This is a genomic window from Halomicrobium sp. HM KBTZ05 (assembly GCF_041530035.1).
Classification (GTDB): domain Archaea; phylum Halobacteriota; class Halobacteria; order Halobacteriales; family Haloarculaceae; genus Halomicrobium.
Genome location: NZ_CP168057.1, coordinates 1,886,151 through 1,901,754, shown reverse-complemented (window position 1 = coordinate 1,901,754; position 15,604 = coordinate 1,886,151). Strand labels below are relative to the sequence as shown.

Below are 15,604 nucleotides of genomic sequence, written 5' to 3'. Positions count from 1 at the left end.
GGAGTCGTCGTGCCAGACCGGGCGCAAAGTATTTGTCCCGCATGCGGCTTGTGGGTTATAATGAGTACACGCACGGTCGAGCAGATCGACTCGTGGGACACCGTGCCCTTCTCGGGTGGGTACGAGGGGCTCCACGAGCTGGCCGACTCGGAGTTTTCCGGCGTCGTCGTCGCCGGTCCGTCTCGGCTGTTCATGCTCAACGGCAACGTCGTCGGAATCCTCGACGGAGCGATCGAGGACTTCGAGGACGCCAGTGGGACCGCACGGAAGGCACCGCATCCCGGACTGCCGTTGCTGGCGGTCATGCAAGAGCGCTCCGACGAGGTCAGAGCGAAGTACTACACGGAGGACACGCCCATCGCCGAGGTCGACCAGACCCTCTCCAGTGGCGGCTTCACCGGCTTCGTCGAACTCTCGGAGAACGTCCTCTCGGGCGACTACTACCAGATCTACCACCAGGGGCGCTCGATGAGCGTCGCCTGGGTCGGCAACAGCGACCAGCTCGTGACCGAAGACGAGGCCTTCGAGCAGGCCAACGACGAAGTCGGGATCTACGAGGTCCGGCCGGTCGACATCGAGATCGTCGACGTGCCCGAACCGACGACACCCGAGCCGGCGTCGAGCGAGGAGACGGCCGGTGTCTCCGGCGAAGCGCCGGCCGACGAGCCGCCAGCGGACGAACCTACCTCCGAGCCGACTGCGTCTCCCGATCTTGACACCGCCGACGAGCCGGCAGCGCCGGGCGACGCCGCGCCAGCGGACGCCACTACAGGCGACGCCGGTGGGGAGCCGGCGGGACACGGTGGGAACGCCCGATCGGATCCCGTTGCGAAGACGGGGACGGAGACGACGCGGCGGCGCGAAGCGGACGCCGACGCTCGCGAGCAGACCGAATCGCGTACTTCAGAGCCGTCCTCGCCGACCGACGAACGGACGGACGCGGCTCCGGACTCGGCCGCGCCGTCCTCCGAGTCCCGAACGCCCGAGCAGTCGTCGCCGGACCGAACGCCCGAGCAGTCGTCGCCGGACCGAACGCCCGAGCAGTCGTCGCCGGACCGAACGCCGACCTCGGAGTCGCCCGACGGCCAACAACGTCCCCGTGACCGACGCCAGAGCGACCAGACGCCGGCCGGCGACAGATCCGAGGAGCCGACGCGACGCGAACAGGAGCCCCGGAACCAGCCCGCGACCGACCGGCCCGCGGGTGAGAACGCGACACGCACGTCCAGCGAACCCGTCGATCCCCAGCCGACCGACGGCGTCTCGGCGGACCCCGAGGCGGGCAGGCAGTCCGAACCGGCGGACCAGTCCGCGAGCGGTGCTGGCGTCGCTCCCGCGCCCAACGATCCGTCGGCCGCGGGTGCCGGCGACCTCGAAACCCGCTCGATCCCGTCGCTCGATCCGTCTCACTCTGGCACCGCGAGCGCAGCGACGGCAGCCGACGAGCCATCGAATCCGGCCCCGTCGGCCGGAGCGAACGGCGGTGTCGAGAGCGATCCGGAGCCCGAGCGCCGCCAGTCACGGCATCCCGGCGCACCGGCCGACCAGCAGTCGGCGACGGCTGAGTCGGAGCCGGACCGAAAGCGCGAACCCGAGCGCTCCGCCGAGGCGACCGAGCGCCGCCAGTCCCAGCCCAGAGACGAGCCCGAACGCCAGTCGAGGGGACGGGCCGACCAGCAGTCGACAGACGCTCCCGATCGCCAGCCCGCCCAGCCGACGAGCGAACCAGAACCCGAGCCGACGGACACGACGGAGCCCCACGCGGAGCGCGTCGCGGAGCTCGAAGCGGCTCTCGAAGAGACCGAGGCCGAGCGCGACCAGCTCCAATCCGAACTCGACACGCTCGCGAGCGAGCGGGACCGTCTCCAGTCCGAACTCGAAGAGGCTCGCACGGAGATCGAACGGCTCGAACAGCGGGTCGAAGAGCTGTCGGTCGAAGACGACGACGTGCCGGCCGCGGAGACGCGGCTGAGCCAGCGAGAGGCCATCGACCAGACGAACCTCTTCGTTCGCTACAACTCGAAGGGCGACGCGACGCTCGCGGCCGTCCACTCCGGGAACGCCGACCGATCTGCGGTCGACGACAACCTCCGACTGGAGTTTCACACGCAGTTCGACGCGGGGACGGCGGCGGTCGGCGACACGGAGTTCGAGACGTTCCTGCCCGAGAGCATCCAGTACCGCTTCGTCGACTGGCTCGTCAGGAACCTCCTCTACGAGATCCGCGACACCGGCAACCCCGAAGCGATGTCGGAGCTGTTCGACGCGCTGCCACAGATCGACAGGGCGGAACTCAACGGACAGATCGCCGTCGAGTACACGGAAGACGGCGAGCAACACCGGTCCCAGGAGCAGTTCGACGTGGTCGTGCGCGATCGGATGGGGAATCCGCTGATCGTCGCCAACATCAACGACTCCCGCGATCCGGCGACCGACGACATGATGACCGACCTGATCACGCGGGCCGAACGGGTCGGATCCTCGAACGAGTCACTGGCCGGTGCCTTCCTCGTCACCGAGAGCTTCTTCGAACCGCCTGCGCTCGAAACGGCCGAAGAGGCGACTTCCAGCGGACTGTTGAGCCGCGACAAGCGAAAGAGCTTCGTCAATCTCTCGCGCAAGGACGGCTATCACCTCTGTCTGGTCGAGGCGCGCAACCAGGAGTTCCACCTCGCGGTCCCGGAACTGTAACTGACGGATCGAACGGCGATTCGATCCGGAGAACTGAACGCGGCGGTCCGATCCCCACCCGACTGGAGCGTCAGCCTTCGATCTCGGCGGCGTCTTCGATCTTCATGCCTTCGAGCTTGTCGATGATCTCGTCGACTTTCTCGTCGAGGTCGTCGACGAACTCGGCGGTCTGTTCGGTCGTGATGGCACCCTGGCTCGACGGCTCGATGAGGTTCTCCTCTTCGAGGACGCGCAGCGAGTACCGAACCTTGTGGTGCGGGTAGCCCGTCTCGTTGGACATCTTCACGATACCGATCGGTTCGTTCTCGATGACCATCCGCAGAACCTGCAGATGACGCTCCAGCATATCTACTTCCTTCTCAAGCCTGTCTATCATGGCAATTGTTAACTTGTGTTTGCAGGATTTAAAAGTTGCTGTCGTGGGGGGCTGTTTGCCGGTATATTTCGCCGATCTCCCCCTGCTGGCAGCGAGCTATCTTAGCGTACAGCGAATGTGTGCATAAAGCTGTCGTGGTGCGTGCGCACAGTCTCGTCGCGCGCGGTACCGTAATCTGTATACCCCGGTGGCTGAAAGTCGAGATTGATGACCGTAACCATCGTCGGCTCGCAGCTCGGCGACGAAGGGAAGGGCGGGATCGTCGACGTCTACGGCGACGCGGCGGACGTCGTCGTCCGCTATCAGGGCGGCGACAACGCCGGCCACACCGTCGTCGACGGCGGCGAGGAGTACAAGCTCTCTCTCGTTCCGAGCGGAGCCATTCGCGGGAAGATCGGCGTTCTCGGGAACGGGTGTGTCGTCAACCCCGAGACGCTGTTCGACGAACTCGACGCGCTGCGCGAGCGCGGGATCGAACCCGACGTTCGCGTCGCCGCTCGTGCTCACGTTATTTTCCCCTACCACCGCGTTCTCGACGGAATCGAAGAAGACGCAAAGAGCGAGGAAGGCGATCTCGAAGCGGCGACGACCGGCCGCGGTATCGGTCCGACCTACGAGGACAAGGCGGGTCGGCGGGGCGTTCGCGTCGGCGACCTGCTCGATCCCGAGACGCTTCGGGCCCGACTGGAGTACGTCGTCCCCCAGAAGCGTGCCCTCGCAGCGGACGTGTTCGGCATCGAGACCGACGAGGCCTTCGAGGTCGAGCCGCTGTTCGAGCAGTACCGCGAGTACGGCCGCCGACTCGAAGCGGAAGGCATGGTCGTCAACGTCGGCTCGTTCCTCGACGACGCCATCGACGGCGGCCAGAACGTCATGCTCGAAGGCGCACAGGGCACCTCGATCGACATCGACCACGGGATCTATCCCTACGTCACCTCCTCGAACCCGACGGCCGGCGGGGCCTGTACCGGGACCGGCCTGGGTCCGACCACGGTCGGCCAGGGCGAAGTCATCGGGATCGTGAAAGCCTACCTCTCACGCGTCGGCACCGGCCCGCTCCCGACGGAGCTGGCCGGCGTCGAGGGCCACACCCCCGGCTACGAGGCCAGCGAGTCGCCGGATCTCTCGGCGGACATCGACCAGCCCCAGAGCGAAGAGGAACTGGCACACTACATCCGCGAGGTGGGTGGCGAGTACGGCACCGTCACCGGCCGCGCGCGCCGCGTCGGCTGGCTCGACATGCCCATGCTCCGTCACGCCGCGCGGGCCTCCGGGTTCACCGGGATCGTCGTCAACCACGTCGACACGCTCGCGGGACTGGACGAGATCCGGGTCGGCCACTCCTACACGCTCGACGGCGACGAACTGCTCTCGATGCCCCCGACGACCGAACGGTGGGGCGAGTGTGCGGTCAACTACCGGACCTTCGAGGGGTGGGACGAGCAGGACTGGGCCGCGGTCGCCGACGAGGGCTACGACGCGCTCCCGGAGACGGCCCGGACCTACCTGGAGTACGTCAGCGACGAACTCGACGTTCCGATCTACGCGGTCGGCGTCGGTCCCGGCCGCGAGGAGACGATCGTCTGCGAACGACCGTTCTAGACCGTCGACACCCGGCACGTTTTTCACAGCGCCGACCGGAGACGGGTGTATGAAGGAGGATCTGATGGACATCATCTGCTGTCCGCTCGACAAGCACGAGCTCGACCTCGAAGTCGACGAGCGCGACGACGAGGAAGTGCTCGCCGGCTCGCTGGTCTGTACGGAGTGTGGCGAGAGCTACCCGATCGAAGACGGGATCCCGAATCTCCTCCCGCCGGACATGCGCGAGGACGCGCCGGCCTGATGGCTGTCACTACATGAACCTTTTTCTGCCGGCGTCGCCCACTCTCTGGCGTGCCTGATACGTTACCCGTGCACGTCAACAGGGCGTCGTTGCACTCGCTCGAAGTCGCCGACCGCTTCGAGACCGACGACTCCTTCGAGATCCTGTTGGTCAACCACGGCGAGCCGACCCACGTTCACCTGCACCTGGACGACGCCCTCTCGGAACTGGCCTCGATCGAAGCGCCGAACCACCACGTCGAGCGCGAGTCCGAGCGGCAGGTTCGGGTCACAGTCCACAGCCACGGCTCGACGTTCGGCAAGCTCAAGATCGCTACCAGCTACGGGGCCGAGACTCGCTACGTCGATGTCGACATCGACGAGCCAATCGAGACCGAGGAGCCGGTCCAGGTCGACGAGTCGCTGTCCAAGCCCCAGCCCCGGTCGGACGGACGCGACGACACGACCGGCGTGAGAGCCGTTCCGTGGCCGCTGCTGGCTCTCGGGCTCGTCGCCGTCGCGCTGGCGCTGGCGGTCGCAGCCTGGGTCGGTGGGACGGCCGCCTGGCTCGGGGCGTTCGTCGTCCTCGCGGCCGTCGCCGTCGCGACCGCGCTCGCAGTCGGCGAGTGACGATCACTCCGCATCGGTTTCGACGCCACAGAGGTTCCCCTCGTCGTCGAACAGCTTCGCCCGCAGGAATCGTGTCCGGTAGCGATTGGCTCCGTCGTACACGTCGGCCTCTCTGATCGCTTCGGTCTCGCCGTCGGCCACCGCCTCGACGATCCGCTCGACCTGTTCTTTCTCGCTCGGGGTGAGCTCGAACTCGTAGGTCTGGGACTGTTCGCCTTCTAGCTTCGTCCAGCGGCGCGCGGCCGAAATCACCAGCGAGCACGGTTCGCGACACGGGAACTCGCCGTCACCGCCGTCGACGTCGAGTTCGGTCTCGTCGTCGTACTCCCACTCCCGACGCTTCAGACACTGCGAGTCGTCACAGCAGGCCTCGGCGACCCAGTTGACGTGTTCGTACCCTTCGCCGCGGTCCCAGGTCTGGACCACGCCGTAGATCCCGCTCTGGCGCTCCATCGTCTCGCGCCAGTGGTTGACGTCGAGGTCGCCGGTCCGCTCGCGGTGCCAGTTGGCCACCGTCGCGGGGTAGACGAACTCGACGGTCTGGACGAGATCGGCAGGACCGAGATCGACGAACTGCCAGCCGGTCTGCAGTGTCGGAGCCGTCTTCAGCGGACGGTACTTGCCGTCGTCGTCGTGCTTGACGAGCGTTCGAGCGTCGAGCGGGTCGTCGTGGCGTTCGAGCGTCGCGTCCGTGGCCGTGTCGTCGACGTGACGGATGTCGTAGCGCCGACTGCCGTCGTCGACGCGGGCCGTGATCTGTAGCTGTCCCCAGCTCTCGGTCACTCCGTCTGCGAGCGCGTCGTAGCGTTCGGGCACCGTGCGTTCTTCGGCCCCCTCGATCCACCGGAGGAACGCCCAGCGGTCTTCTTTCTGAGGAGCGCTCGTGTGCCAGAAATACCAGTTCGAGACGTACGCAGGGTACTCTGTCGCGACGCGGCGGAGGTCCTCGTCGGTCTCGACCGTGTGGCTGTCGCCGTCGACCGCGACGACGTAACCGCCGTCGTCCGGTTCCACGACGAGTCCGTCGAACGCGATGCCGTCGGCTGCCGTCGTCACCAGTGCGTCCAAGTGGGCACCCTGCATGGTCGACCGGAAGGATTCTGTCGAGAAAAGTGGGGCGGTTCAGTGGGGCGTCTCGCCCTCATACTGCCGGCTGTAACTTCGTGAAGATCTTCGCCACCCCAGGGTGGCGAAATCGTTCACAGATGTACAGCCGGTAGTATCAGTACTCGGGGATCAGTCGCCGCTGGCCTCTGCCCCGCCGGTCTCGGATTTCACCCGCTGGATCGCGTCGCCCACGTCCGCGCCCGCGTCGGCGGCCCGTTCGAGCAACACGTCGGCCATCAGGGGCTCTGTCCCGACGGCACCGGAGTACCAGATGTCGTGGCCGTCGACCGTCGTGGGCACGTCGTAGCCGGTCCGGTAGTCGTCGGTCAACCCCATGTCCTCGGGGATGTCCTCCTCGGTGTGGTAGCCGTCGGCGACGAACAGCGGGACGACGACGATGTCGTCGCTCTCGAAGTACTCCGTCACGTCGTCGATCTCGGGGTCCTCGTCCATGAACAGCGCCTGCACCTCGTCGAAGCGGTCGCGCTCCCCGATGCGGTCGGCGTGGTACTCGATGGCCTTCGCGGAGTTCTCGTTGCGCTCCGTGCCGTGACCGACGACCGCGAGCCCGAAGCCGTCGCCGACATCCGGGTCGCCGGTGACCGACTGGGCTCGCTGGACGATCACGTCGCTCATCGCGTCGTGGGTCCCGGCGGGACCACAGTAGTGGATCGTCTGCCCGGTGTCTTCGGCCGTCAGCGTCGCCGTGTCGGCGCTGGTACCGTCCGAGTCCCACAGCGCCGGGTCCCACTCGTCGAGGCGGAACTCGCGGGGGATCACCTGCTCGGTGAAGTACCCCTCACTGATGAAGAGCGGCACGAGATAGACCTCGTCGGCGTCGACGGTCCGCAGCACTTCCCTGAAGTGTGGCTCCTCCTTCCAGAAGCTTTCGCGGACCTCGTCGAAGGCGCTCACCGCGCGGATCGTGTCCGCGTGGTCGAACGTCGGCGTCGATGACCCGGCGCTGAGGTGCGATCCGTGGGCCGCGATGACGAGCGCTTGCATGACCAGTTGTTGGGGAGAGACGTTCTTAGGGGCTTCGTTGCCGGAACCAGTGACGCTTTTCCGGGGCCGACGGAACGGTCCGCCATGGCATCACTCGCAGCGCGAACGCGAGAGGCCGTCCGTGCGAGACCGTTCCTCTACGACGCGCTCCGGGCCGGCGTGGTCAACTACACCGCCGCCGCCCGCTGGCTGCCCGTCGAGGGCGAGACCGACGCCGTCGCGACGGCACTGCGTCGCTACGCCGAGGAACTGGACGGCGACGTCGGCCCCGAAGCCGACGCGCGCGTCGAGATGCGCAGCGGTCTCGGCCGGGCCGACGACGGGGACGCTCTGATCACGGTCGCCGACGCGGCGTACGCCCCCGACAGTGGCTCGCTGACTGGACTCGTCGTCGCCGGCCTCACCGGCGTCGACACGTTCGAGCGGGTGCTCGGCGCGCTCAGAGCCGAGGGGATCGGCGTCGACGCCGCGGGATTCGCCGAGGAGACGGCACTGGTAGTGGTCGGTCGCCGTGACGGCCCCGACGCGGTGCGGGCCGTCGAGGCGACGCTGGACGCGTGAGCCTGGCCGCACATCCGACGCTTTGAAATCGCCGCCTCGTCTGGTACTCGACGATGACGCTTCGCGTGACCAACACGCTCACCGGCGAGCGAGAGGCGTTCGAGCCACAGGACCCCGACTCCGTCTTGCTCTACTACTGTGGCCTGACGACCTCCGATCCCGCTCATCTGGGACACGCCCGCGGGTGGGTCCACGTCGACGTGATGCATCGCTGGCTGGCGCACCTGGGCTACGACGTGCGTCACGTCGAGAACTTCACCGACATCAACGAGAAGATCGTCGCCCGCGTGGGCGAGGACGGCGAGAGCGAGGCCGACGTGGCCCGCCACTACGTCCAGTCGGTGATCGACGACATGCGCGCGCTCAACCTCCGACGCGCGGAGGTGTACCCGCGCGTCTCCGAACACGTCCCCGAGATCGTCGCAATGGTCGAGACGCTAATCGAGAAGGGTTACGCCTACGAGGCAAACGGCTCGGTGTACTTCGACGTGACGACCTTCGAGGAGTACGGGAAGCTCTCGAACCAGCAACTCGACGAGATCGAGGCCCAGGGCGACCCGGACGAGCAAACCGAGAAGCGAAACCCCGCGGACTTCGCGCTGTGGAAGGCCGGCGGCGTCGATCCGGCGGCGATCGAAGAACACCAGAACGAGGGGGCGTCGCCCCCCGAAGCGGCCTGCGAGACCGCCCAGACCTGGGACGCCCCGTGGAGCGAGGGCCGACCCGGCTGGCACATCGAGTGCTCGGCGATGAGTACGACCCACCTCGGAGAGACCATCGACATCCACGTCGGCGGTCAGGACCTCGTCTTCCCGCACCACGAAAACGAGATCGCACAGAGCGAGGCCGCGACCGGCCAGCAGTTCGCGCGCCACTGGCTTCACGTCCGCCTCTTGGAGACGAAAGGCGAGAAGATGTCCTCGTCGCTGGGCAACTTCTTCACGGTCGAGGCGGCCGTCGACGAGTACGGGACGGACGTGGTCCGGACGTTCCTGCTGTCGACGGCCTACCACAACAGCGCCGTCTACAGCGAGGCGACGATCGACGAGGCAATCGAGCGCTGGGAGACGCTCGAACGAGGCTACGAACGGGCCGTACAGGCGTGTGACGACGCAGACGCGTACGCGACGGTCGAAGACGACACGCTCCGGACGGCCGTCACCACCGCCCGCGAGCACTTCGAGACGGCGATGAACGACGACTTCAACACCCGCGAGGCGCTCGCGGCGCTGACGGAACTTGTCGGTGCCGTCAACGTCCACGTCGACGAGCGGTCGTCGTTCGACTACCGGGCGCTGCGTGCGGCCGTCGAAACGATCGAGGAACTGGGCGGTGGCGTCCTCGGGCTCTCGTTCGGTGGCTCCGAGGGCGGCGACGTGTCGATCGCCGAGGATCTCGTCGAACTCCTGCTGGACGTACGCGAGGCCGAGCGAGCCGCCGGCAACTACGAGCGGGCGGACGAACTCCGAGACGAGATCGAGTCCCTCGGTGTCGAAGTACAGGACACCGACGACGGCCCGACCTACCGACTCGGATAGCTAGCCACCTGCGAGCGTGTCCGTCCGCTCACCACCGCCAGCGCCTCGGTGACCAGCGAGAACGCTTTTGTCGATCGCTGCTGTGGACCGTCGTATGAGATCGTCAGCGGGGACCCGCTCGCACGCCACCTCTGCCCGGTCCGAGGGAATCTTCGTCGACAAGAACCCTCGCTCGTCCGACTCTCGGGGAGGGTCCGTGCCGTGATCGACGCGTTCGTCTTCGGCGACGACGGGATCAGCCGGTACGACGAACTCGCGGCGGCACGCGACGCCGAGGGCACGACCTGGGTCCACGCACCCGAGGTCACCGACGCGGAGCTGGACGCCATCGCCGAGACGTTCGCCATCCACCCGCTCACCGTCGAGGACCTCCGGAACGGCGTTCGCGCCAAGACGGAGACGTTCCCGGAGTACACCTTCGTCTTGCTGAAGACGATCACGCTGGCCGGCGGTGCGACGACGTTCGCCGAAGAGCTCTCGACGACGCCGATCGGACTGTTCGTCGGCCACGACTGGGTGGTCTCGGTCTCGCCGGGTGCTGCGTCGCCCGTCGACCGGGTCCGACACGCGGTCGAACGTGAGGACGAGCGACTGCTCCAGCACGGAGCCGACTTCACCGCCTACCGCGTCATCGAAGTCGTCGTCGACGACTACTTCGAGGTGCTGGACCGCGTCGAGGACCTCATCGAGGCGATCGAAGACGAAGTGATCGATTCGCCCGACCGGGAGACGCTCGAACGGATCAACGCGGTTCGGCGCGACCTGCTCTCCTTCCGGAAACAGGTCTGGCCGGCCCGAGAGGCCGTCGGCGTCCTCGCGCGCGGCGATCCCGCACAGGTCCAGCCACAGACCGAGAAGTACTTTCGGGACGTGTACGACCACCTCGTCCAACTCGCGGACCTCACCGAGACGTATCGGGACCTCGTCTCGGGCGCACGAGACATCTACCTCAACGCGCTCTCGCAGTCGACCAACGAGGTGATGAAGACGCTGACCGTCGTCGCGACGATCTTCATCCCGCTGACGTTCGTCGCTGGCGTCTACGGGATGAACTTCGATCCGGCCGCGAGCCCCTACAACATGCCCGAACTGGGGTGGGCCTACGGCTACCCGGCGGTCCTCGTCGTGATGGCGCTGATCGGCGTCGTGATGCTGGCGTACTTTCGCCGACAGGGCTACTTATAACGCCAGGGGGACGAGCAGGACGCCCATCAGATTCGCCCGCCGTGCGCCACAGCGGGCCGGGACGAGCCCGATCACGGTGCCGGCAGCCAGCGACGCTACGCCGATCGGACCGGCGAACAACCATCCGAGGCCGACGAGCGAGACCAACACGGCGACGGCGAGTCGCGTCGTATCCAGCGTCCCCACGACGGCGAGGTAGCGATCGCCCACCAGCGGGACCAGCACGAACCCGGCGGTCGCGGCGACGGTCACGCTGACGAGCAGGAGGCCGAGGGCCAGAGGCGCGTCGGTCTGCTCGAAGGCGACGAGCACACCCGTCCGTGGCGTTTCGAGGGCGACGAGTGCGAACAGCGCGAAGACCGCGGTCGCCGTGTTGACGCCGCTGGTCGCGACCACGAACTCTCTGGGTCCCGACCCCGACAGCGCGGCGAGGGCACCGGTCGCAGCGATCGCCGCCGTCACGCCGGGGACGTAGCCGACGATCGCTCCGGCGACGGTCCCAGTCAGTGCGACGACGCCGATCGACCGCCGGGAGAGTGCCACGGTCGCGTCGTCCTGTGGGGGCACGCCGTCGCCGCCGATGCTCTCGATCAGCACCGGCGCGCCGAACAGCCCCGCGAACAGCGGCATCAACATGCTCCCGACCGCGACCGGACCGTCCGGTTCGATCGGCAGTATGACGACACCGAGGACACCGCTGCCGACCAGCGCGACGCCGGCACCGATCCGCGGCCAGCGTCCGCGCTCGGTGACCACCAGGGCCACCCCGACGAGGGCGAGCAGCGGGCCGAGATGTGTGCGGACTGTCGGGTACAGGCGCGTCATCGCCAGCGTGATCGGGACCGCCAGCGGGACGGCCAGCGCCACCGCGAGCCCGCTGCCAAGCGCCGACAGCCGGAGCGCTTCCCGTCCCCGACCGGCGATCACGAGGCGGTGGCTCGGGAGCGCGCTCGCGGCCATCGCCGGATCGGGCACGCCAAGCGCCATCGCCGGCACCACGTCGAGGAAGGTGTGGGTCGTCCCGGCGGCCAGCATCGCCGCACCGACGAGCCGTGGCGGTCCCGGGACCGCAGGCGCGACGGTCGCCAGCCCAAGCGCGAACGTGTTGGCGTGGATGCCCGGCACGAGCCCGCTGATCGTTCCCAGCGCGATCCCACCGGCGATCGCCGCCAGTGTCGCCACTGTCAGCTCTGGGTCGACGACGAACTGTACCGGTCCGGTCACTGCGACGGGCTGGTCCCGCCCTCGCAGATAAACCTGTGGCGTCGCTACCCGACCAATCACGGACGCAGCGCTGCCGCTCTCGGATCTGTGTCGAAAGAATCGAAGTGTTGGTGCTGTGGCCGAATTAGCCGAACAGCTCGCCGAGGCCTTCGCCGCCGTCGCCCTCGTCTTCGTCGTCGTCGCCGGCTTCTTCCTCTGTGGCCTCTTCTTCTGCGGCCTCTTCCTCGGCACCAGCGTCTTCCTCGGCACCGCCCTCGGCGGCCGGCGCGGCAGCGCCGCCGGCTGCGACGGGTGCGGCGGCGGCCTCGTCGACGGCCTCGTCGATGTCGACGTCCTCGAGTGCGGCGACGAGCGCCTTCACGCGGGACTCTTCGACGTCGACGCCAGCGGCGTCGAGCACGTCAGTGAGGTTGTCTTCGTTGATCTCTGCGCCCGATTCGTTCAGGATGAGTGCAGCGTAAACGTATTCCATTGTTGTAATTAGAACATTGCTCCGAGTGCGTCACCAGCGTCCTCGTCGTCGTCATCGTCGTCGTCCTCGGCCGCTTCGGCCTCGGCGTCGTCGCTGGTGTCCTCGGTTTCAGTGTCAGCTTCGTCTTCGTCGGTCGATGCTTCTGTGGCTGCCGGCTGGGCGTCGACGCCCTGGAGTCCCTCCGGCAGCGCTTCTTCGTCGTCGATCTGGGCAGCGATCGCACGGACCTGTGCGTCGGCCTTGCTGACCAGCTCCGGCACGACCTCGGGGTCCTCGATCGACGCGAACACCGCGAGGCTCTTGGCGTCGCCGCGTGCGTTCTGTAGCAGCGTCGACGCGTTCTGCGTGGTCGGGTACTCGGCGTTGACCGAGAGGTTCCACCCGGCCGACGCGGCGGCCTTGATGTCTGCCTCGTACTGCTCGACGTCGAGTTCGAGCTCCTCGGGTTCGAACAGCACGCCGTCGGCGAAGACGGCACGCAGGTCGAGCCCGACTTCCTTGGGCTCGATCCCGAGTTCGCCGAGGACGTTCTCGAGGTCCGTCGAGACTTCCTCGCCCGCTTCCAGCACGGTCGAGTCTTCGACGACCTTGATCGAACCGCCGTCGATGCGCGCGTTGGCACCGACGTTCTGGAGTTCGCCGACGAACGGCCCCGGATCCACGCCCGTGTCTCCCTCGGGGATGACGATGTCGTTGGGCGCGACCTCGCCCGCGCTGATCGGCGCGGGCGTCTTCGAGGCTTCCAGTTCCTTGTACAGCCCGAAGGGGTTGTCGTTCGTCCCGATCAGACCGACCTGACCGGAGACGTAGTCGCCGAGCTGTTCGAGGCCGGCGTCGACCTCGTCGAGTGCACGCTCCAGCAGCGTGTTGCGCGAGACGCGCAGTTCTGCGGTCCCGTGCAGACCACGGCGCATGTCCTGGAGCTGGCGCGAGGGGATGCCGGTGATCGCGACGACCCCGATGCTGTCGTAGGACTCGATCATCTCGACGATCGAGTCGACTTCTTCGCGCTTCCACTCGGGGATCGTCTCGGTCTTTCGTTCTGCTTCGGCGCTCATGTTAGGCCACCTCCACCGCGGGGCCCATCGTGGTCTTGACGTAGACCGAGTCGATGTTCATCGGCCCCTTCTCCAGGTCGGCGTGCAGGCGGCGCAGGATGACGTCGATGTTGTCGCCGATCTCCTCGGCGGACATGTCCTCTGCACCCACGCGGGTGTGGAAGGTTCGGCGGTCACCACTGCGGATCTGCACGGACTTGCGCATTCGGTCGACCATCTCGACGACGTCGTCGTCGGGACTGATCGGGTCCGGCATCTTCCCGCGTGGACCGAGGACGGTCCCGAGGTAGCGACCGATGTCTTGCATCAGCGCTTCCTCTGCGAGGAAGAAGTCGGTATCGTCGGCGAGATCTTTCGCTGCATCGTCGTCGTCGCCCAGCTCGGCCAGCTCGTCGCTGGACATGACCTGGTCGGCAACGTCTTCGGCTCGCAGAGCGGTCTCCCCCTCGGCGAACACGACGATGCTCGTCTCCTGGCCGGTACCGGCAGGAAGGACGATGCTCTCGTCGATACGGTTCGACGGATCGTTCAAATCAAGGTCGCGCAGGTTGACGGCGAGGTCGACTGTCTCGGTAAAGTTCCGAGGGTCGGCCTCTTCGAGTGCGCGAGAGACTGCGTTCTCTATATCCTGGTCTGCCATTGTTCACCTCCGTAGTACGCCCAACGGGCTTCTACGGGTCAGTGAAACAGGGCGTACTGTCGTAGACAGTACAGTCGCCTGTCTCACCCGGTACGAAGCCGATGCGACACTTAAAGCCGTCGAACCACGGTAGCGACGGCACTGTCGTCGGTCTCCGTGTCACCCAGCTGTCGCTCATACTGCCGGCTGTACATCTGTGAACGATTTCGCCACCCGGGGTGGCGAAGCTCTTCACGAAGTCACAGCCGACGGTATGAGGATCGGCAAAAGCGCCGAAAACCGGCGTCGGTGGCCCAGTCAGGCCTCGGCGGCGTCCAGCAGGACGTCGTCGTACTCGCCGGCGTCGACCTTCTCCTTGAAGTCGCGGGGGTTCTCGCCCTCGATGGTGACACCCAGCGTGACGCAGGTGCCGACGACTTCCTTCGCGGCGTTTTTCGTGTCGTACGCGAGCAGGTCGGTCTGCTTTTGCTCGGCGATTTGCTTGATCTGGTCGACCGAGAGATCGGCGACGAACTCCTCGTGGGGTTCGCCAGATCCGGTGTCGAAGCCAGCTTCGTCCTTGATGAGCTCGGCCGTCGGCGGGACGCCGACCTCGATCTCGAAGGAGCCGTCGTCGTCGTAGTCGACGGTGACGGGCACTTCGGTGCCGTCGAAGGCCGCGGTCTGGTCGTTGATCTCCTGGACGACTGCCTGCACGTCGACGGGGGTCGGCCCCAGCTCCGGACCGAGGGGCGGGCCAGGGTTGGCCTCGCCGCCCGGAACGAGCACTTCGATAGTTCCAGCCATGTTAGGTTGGACCTGCCCAGCAGTTTTAAGGATTGCTTTTCGACGACGCCGCGTGGGAGTGAACCACACCGCTCTTGTCGGTGTCGGAGAATCGCGCCGGTCACGACGGTCGAGACGGTGTGTCCCGGCGTCGCAGATATCAAACAGCGACGGTCGACGGCGTCAGGCGAGGTTGATGCCGTTCATCGCCAGGAAGTCCGAGGCCGCCTTGATCTCCACTGGCGAACCGATGATGCGGACCTGTGTTCCCTCCTCGCGTACCGTCAGAGTAAACTCGCGTTCGAGGTCTTCGCGGATGCCGTCCAGGGCAGCGGCTGGCAGGAGGATCTGCGTGCTGTCGCGAAACCGGTCGGCACTTGCCATTATCGGATGTGGTGTCGGACGAGGTATTAGTGTATCGAAGTACTCGCATCGCCGAGAATTCGATGTTCGTCCGTTCTCTCGTCTAATACTCCCGGATATTTCTGATCGGCAGCTGTCGGCGCTGTGACACCGTTCTGGACGCCG

16 protein-coding genes are annotated in these 15,604 nt (G+C 66.7%); 7 read left to right on the top strand and 9 right to left on the bottom strand.

What is annotated here, in order from left to right; genetic code table 11:
• Window positions 1-60 precede the first annotated feature (60 nt).
• Window positions 61-2,691 carry a hypothetical protein gene (locus ACAH01_RS09925; RefSeq protein ID WP_372479063.1) on the top strand — a complete coding sequence of 877 codons (2,631 nt, stop codon included), beginning with the start codon at window positions 61-63 and terminating at the stop codon, window positions 2,689-2,691.
• Between the two features lie 70 nt (window positions 2,692-2,761).
• On the opposite strand, the gene ACAH01_RS09920 is transcribed toward ACAH01_RS09925, so the two are convergent.
• Window positions 2,762-3,067 carry a hypothetical protein gene (locus tag ACAH01_RS09920; RefSeq protein ID WP_153553424.1) on the bottom strand — a complete coding sequence of 102 codons (306 nt, stop codon included), beginning with the start codon at window positions 3,065-3,067 and terminating at the stop codon, window positions 2,762-2,764.
• A gap of 207 nt (window positions 3,068-3,274) precedes the next feature.
• Between ACAH01_RS09920 and ACAH01_RS09915 the strand changes: the two genes are divergently transcribed.
• Genes ACAH01_RS09915 through ACAH01_RS09905 form a run of 3 tightly spaced genes read left to right on the top strand, consistent with a single transcriptional unit; the run spans window position 3,275 to window position 5,521 of the window.
• Entirely contained in the window at window positions 3,275-4,669 is a 1,395-nt protein-coding gene (locus tag ACAH01_RS09915) for an adenylosuccinate synthase (RefSeq protein WP_372479062.1), read from the top strand.
• 49 nt (window positions 4,670-4,718) lie between these two features.
• The gene (locus tag ACAH01_RS09910) at window positions 4,719-4,913 is read left to right on the top strand and encodes a methytransferase partner Trm112 (protein ID WP_049940806.1); all 195 of its coding nucleotides are present in this window, start codon (window positions 4,719-4,721) and stop codon (window positions 4,911-4,913) included.
• 50 nt (window positions 4,914-4,963) lie between these two features.
• Window positions 4,964-5,521: a hypothetical protein gene (locus ACAH01_RS09905; RefSeq protein WP_372479061.1), complete on the top strand. Its 558-nt coding sequence runs from the start codon at window positions 4,964-4,966 to the stop codon at window positions 5,519-5,521.
• A gap of 3 nt (window positions 5,522-5,524) precedes the next feature.
• Here the strand turns inward: ACAH01_RS09905 and ACAH01_RS09900 are convergent, their stop codons facing one another.
• Together ACAH01_RS09900 and ACAH01_RS09895 are read right to left on the bottom strand one after the other, a co-directional pair.
• The gene (locus ACAH01_RS09900) at window positions 5,525-6,604 is read right to left on the bottom strand and encodes a DR2241 family protein (RefSeq protein WP_372479060.1); all 1,080 of its coding nucleotides are present in this window, start codon (window positions 6,602-6,604) and stop codon (window positions 5,525-5,527) included.
• A gap of 153 nt (window positions 6,605-6,757) precedes the next feature.
• Window positions 6,758-7,633: a CbiX/SirB N-terminal domain-containing protein gene (locus tag ACAH01_RS09895; protein ID WP_153553420.1), complete on the bottom strand. Its 876-nt coding sequence runs from the start codon at window positions 7,631-7,633 to the stop codon at window positions 6,758-6,760.
• An 84-nt stretch (window positions 7,634-7,717) separates the two neighbouring features.
• On the opposite strand from ACAH01_RS09895, the gene ACAH01_RS09890 reads away from it, so the two are divergent.
• The 3 genes from ACAH01_RS09890 (at window position 7,718) to corA (ending at window position 10,917) form a co-directional block, all read left to right on the top strand.
• The gene (locus ACAH01_RS09890; RefSeq protein ID WP_372479059.1) at window positions 7,718-8,194 is read left to right on the top strand and encodes a hypothetical protein; all 477 of its coding nucleotides are present in this window, start codon (window positions 7,718-7,720) and stop codon (window positions 8,192-8,194) included.
• A gap of 53 nt (window positions 8,195-8,247) precedes the next feature.
• Window positions 8,248-9,732: a cysteine--tRNA ligase gene (cysS, locus tag ACAH01_RS09885; RefSeq protein ID WP_372479058.1), complete on the top strand. Its 1,485-nt coding sequence runs from the start codon at window positions 8,248-8,250 to the stop codon at window positions 9,730-9,732.
• Between the two features lie 201 nt (window positions 9,733-9,933).
• The gene (gene corA / locus ACAH01_RS09880; protein ID WP_372479057.1) at window positions 9,934-10,917 is read left to right on the top strand and encodes a magnesium/cobalt transporter CorA; all 984 of its coding nucleotides are present in this window, start codon (window positions 9,934-9,936) and stop codon (window positions 10,915-10,917) included.
• Here corA and ACAH01_RS09875 read toward each other — a convergent pair.
• The 6 genes from ACAH01_RS09875 to ACAH01_RS09850 form a co-directional block, all read right to left on the bottom strand.
• Window positions 10,912-12,141 (bottom strand): tripartite tricarboxylate transporter permease, encoded by a 1,230-nt coding sequence (locus ACAH01_RS09875; RefSeq protein WP_372479056.1) that lies wholly within the window; start codon window positions 12,139-12,141, stop codon window positions 10,912-10,914. The genes corA and ACAH01_RS09875 overlap by 6 nt on opposite strands.
• A gap of 124 nt (window positions 12,142-12,265) precedes the next feature.
• Window positions 12,266-12,613, bottom strand: a complete 348-nt coding sequence (rpl12p, locus tag ACAH01_RS09870; RefSeq protein ID WP_372479055.1) for a 50S ribosomal protein P1 — start codon at window positions 12,611-12,613, stop codon at window positions 12,266-12,268.
• 8 nt (window positions 12,614-12,621) lie between these two features.
• A complete protein-coding gene (locus tag ACAH01_RS09865) occupies window positions 12,622-13,671 on the bottom strand; it encodes a 50S ribosomal protein L10 (protein ID WP_372479054.1) in 1,050 nt (349 codons plus the stop codon).
• Window position 13,672: 1 nt separating this feature from the next.
• Complete coding sequence (locus tag ACAH01_RS09860) at window positions 13,673-14,311, bottom strand: 50S ribosomal protein L1 (RefSeq protein WP_153553413.1); 639 nt, start codon at window positions 14,309-14,311, stop codon at window positions 13,673-13,675.
• A 297-nt stretch (window positions 14,312-14,608) separates the two neighbouring features.
• Window positions 14,609-15,097: a 50S ribosomal protein L11 gene (locus ACAH01_RS09855; RefSeq protein WP_153553412.1), complete on the bottom strand. Its 489-nt coding sequence runs from the start codon at window positions 15,095-15,097 to the stop codon at window positions 14,609-14,611.
• A gap of 162 nt (window positions 15,098-15,259) precedes the next feature.
• Window positions 15,260-15,460: a hypothetical protein gene (locus tag ACAH01_RS09850; protein WP_170094171.1), complete on the bottom strand. Its 201-nt coding sequence runs from the start codon at window positions 15,458-15,460 to the stop codon at window positions 15,260-15,262.
• Window positions 15,461-15,604 lie beyond the last annotated feature (144 nt).

Excerpts from the sequence above, each read along its gene's own strand:
- ACAH01_RS09925 (WP_372479063.1), top strand. The coding sequence starts at position 61 with ATGAGTACACGCACGGTCGAGCAGATCGACTCGTGGGACACCGTGCCC.
- ACAH01_RS09920 (WP_153553424.1), bottom strand. The coding sequence starts at position 3,067 with ATGATAGACAGGCTTGAGAAGGAAGTAGATATGCTGGAGCGTCATCTG.
- ACAH01_RS09915 (WP_372479062.1), top strand. The coding sequence starts at position 3,275 with ATGACCGTAACCATCGTCGGCTCGCAGCTCGGCGACGAAGGGAAGGGC.
- ACAH01_RS09910 (WP_049940806.1), top strand. The coding sequence starts at position 4,719 with ATGAAGGAGGATCTGATGGACATCATCTGCTGTCCGCTCGACAAGCAC.
- ACAH01_RS09900 (WP_372479060.1), bottom strand. The coding sequence starts at position 6,604 with ATGCAGGGTGCCCACTTGGACGCACTGGTGACGACGGCAGCCGACGGC.
- ACAH01_RS09895 (WP_153553420.1), bottom strand. The coding sequence starts at position 7,633 with ATGCAAGCGCTCGTCATCGCGGCCCACGGATCGCACCTCAGCGCCGGG.
- ACAH01_RS09890 (WP_372479059.1), top strand. The coding sequence starts at position 7,718 with ATGGCATCACTCGCAGCGCGAACGCGAGAGGCCGTCCGTGCGAGACCG.
- cysS (WP_372479058.1), top strand. The coding sequence starts at position 8,248 with ATGACGCTTCGCGTGACCAACACGCTCACCGGCGAGCGAGAGGCGTTC.
- rpl12p (WP_372479055.1), bottom strand. The coding sequence starts at position 12,613 with ATGGAATACGTTTACGCTGCACTCATCCTGAACGAATCGGGCGCAGAG.
- ACAH01_RS09865 (WP_372479054.1), bottom strand. The coding sequence starts at position 13,671 with ATGAGCGCCGAAGCAGAACGAAAGACCGAGACGATCCCCGAGTGGAAG.
- ACAH01_RS09860 (WP_153553413.1), bottom strand. The coding sequence starts at position 14,311 with ATGGCAGACCAGGATATAGAGAACGCAGTCTCTCGCGCACTCGAAGAG.
- ACAH01_RS09855 (WP_153553412.1), bottom strand. The coding sequence starts at position 15,097 with ATGGCTGGAACTATCGAAGTGCTCGTTCCGGGCGGCGAGGCCAACCCT.
- ACAH01_RS09850 (WP_170094171.1), bottom strand. The coding sequence starts at position 15,460 with ATGGCAAGTGCCGACCGGTTTCGCGACAGCACGCAGATCCTCCTGCCA.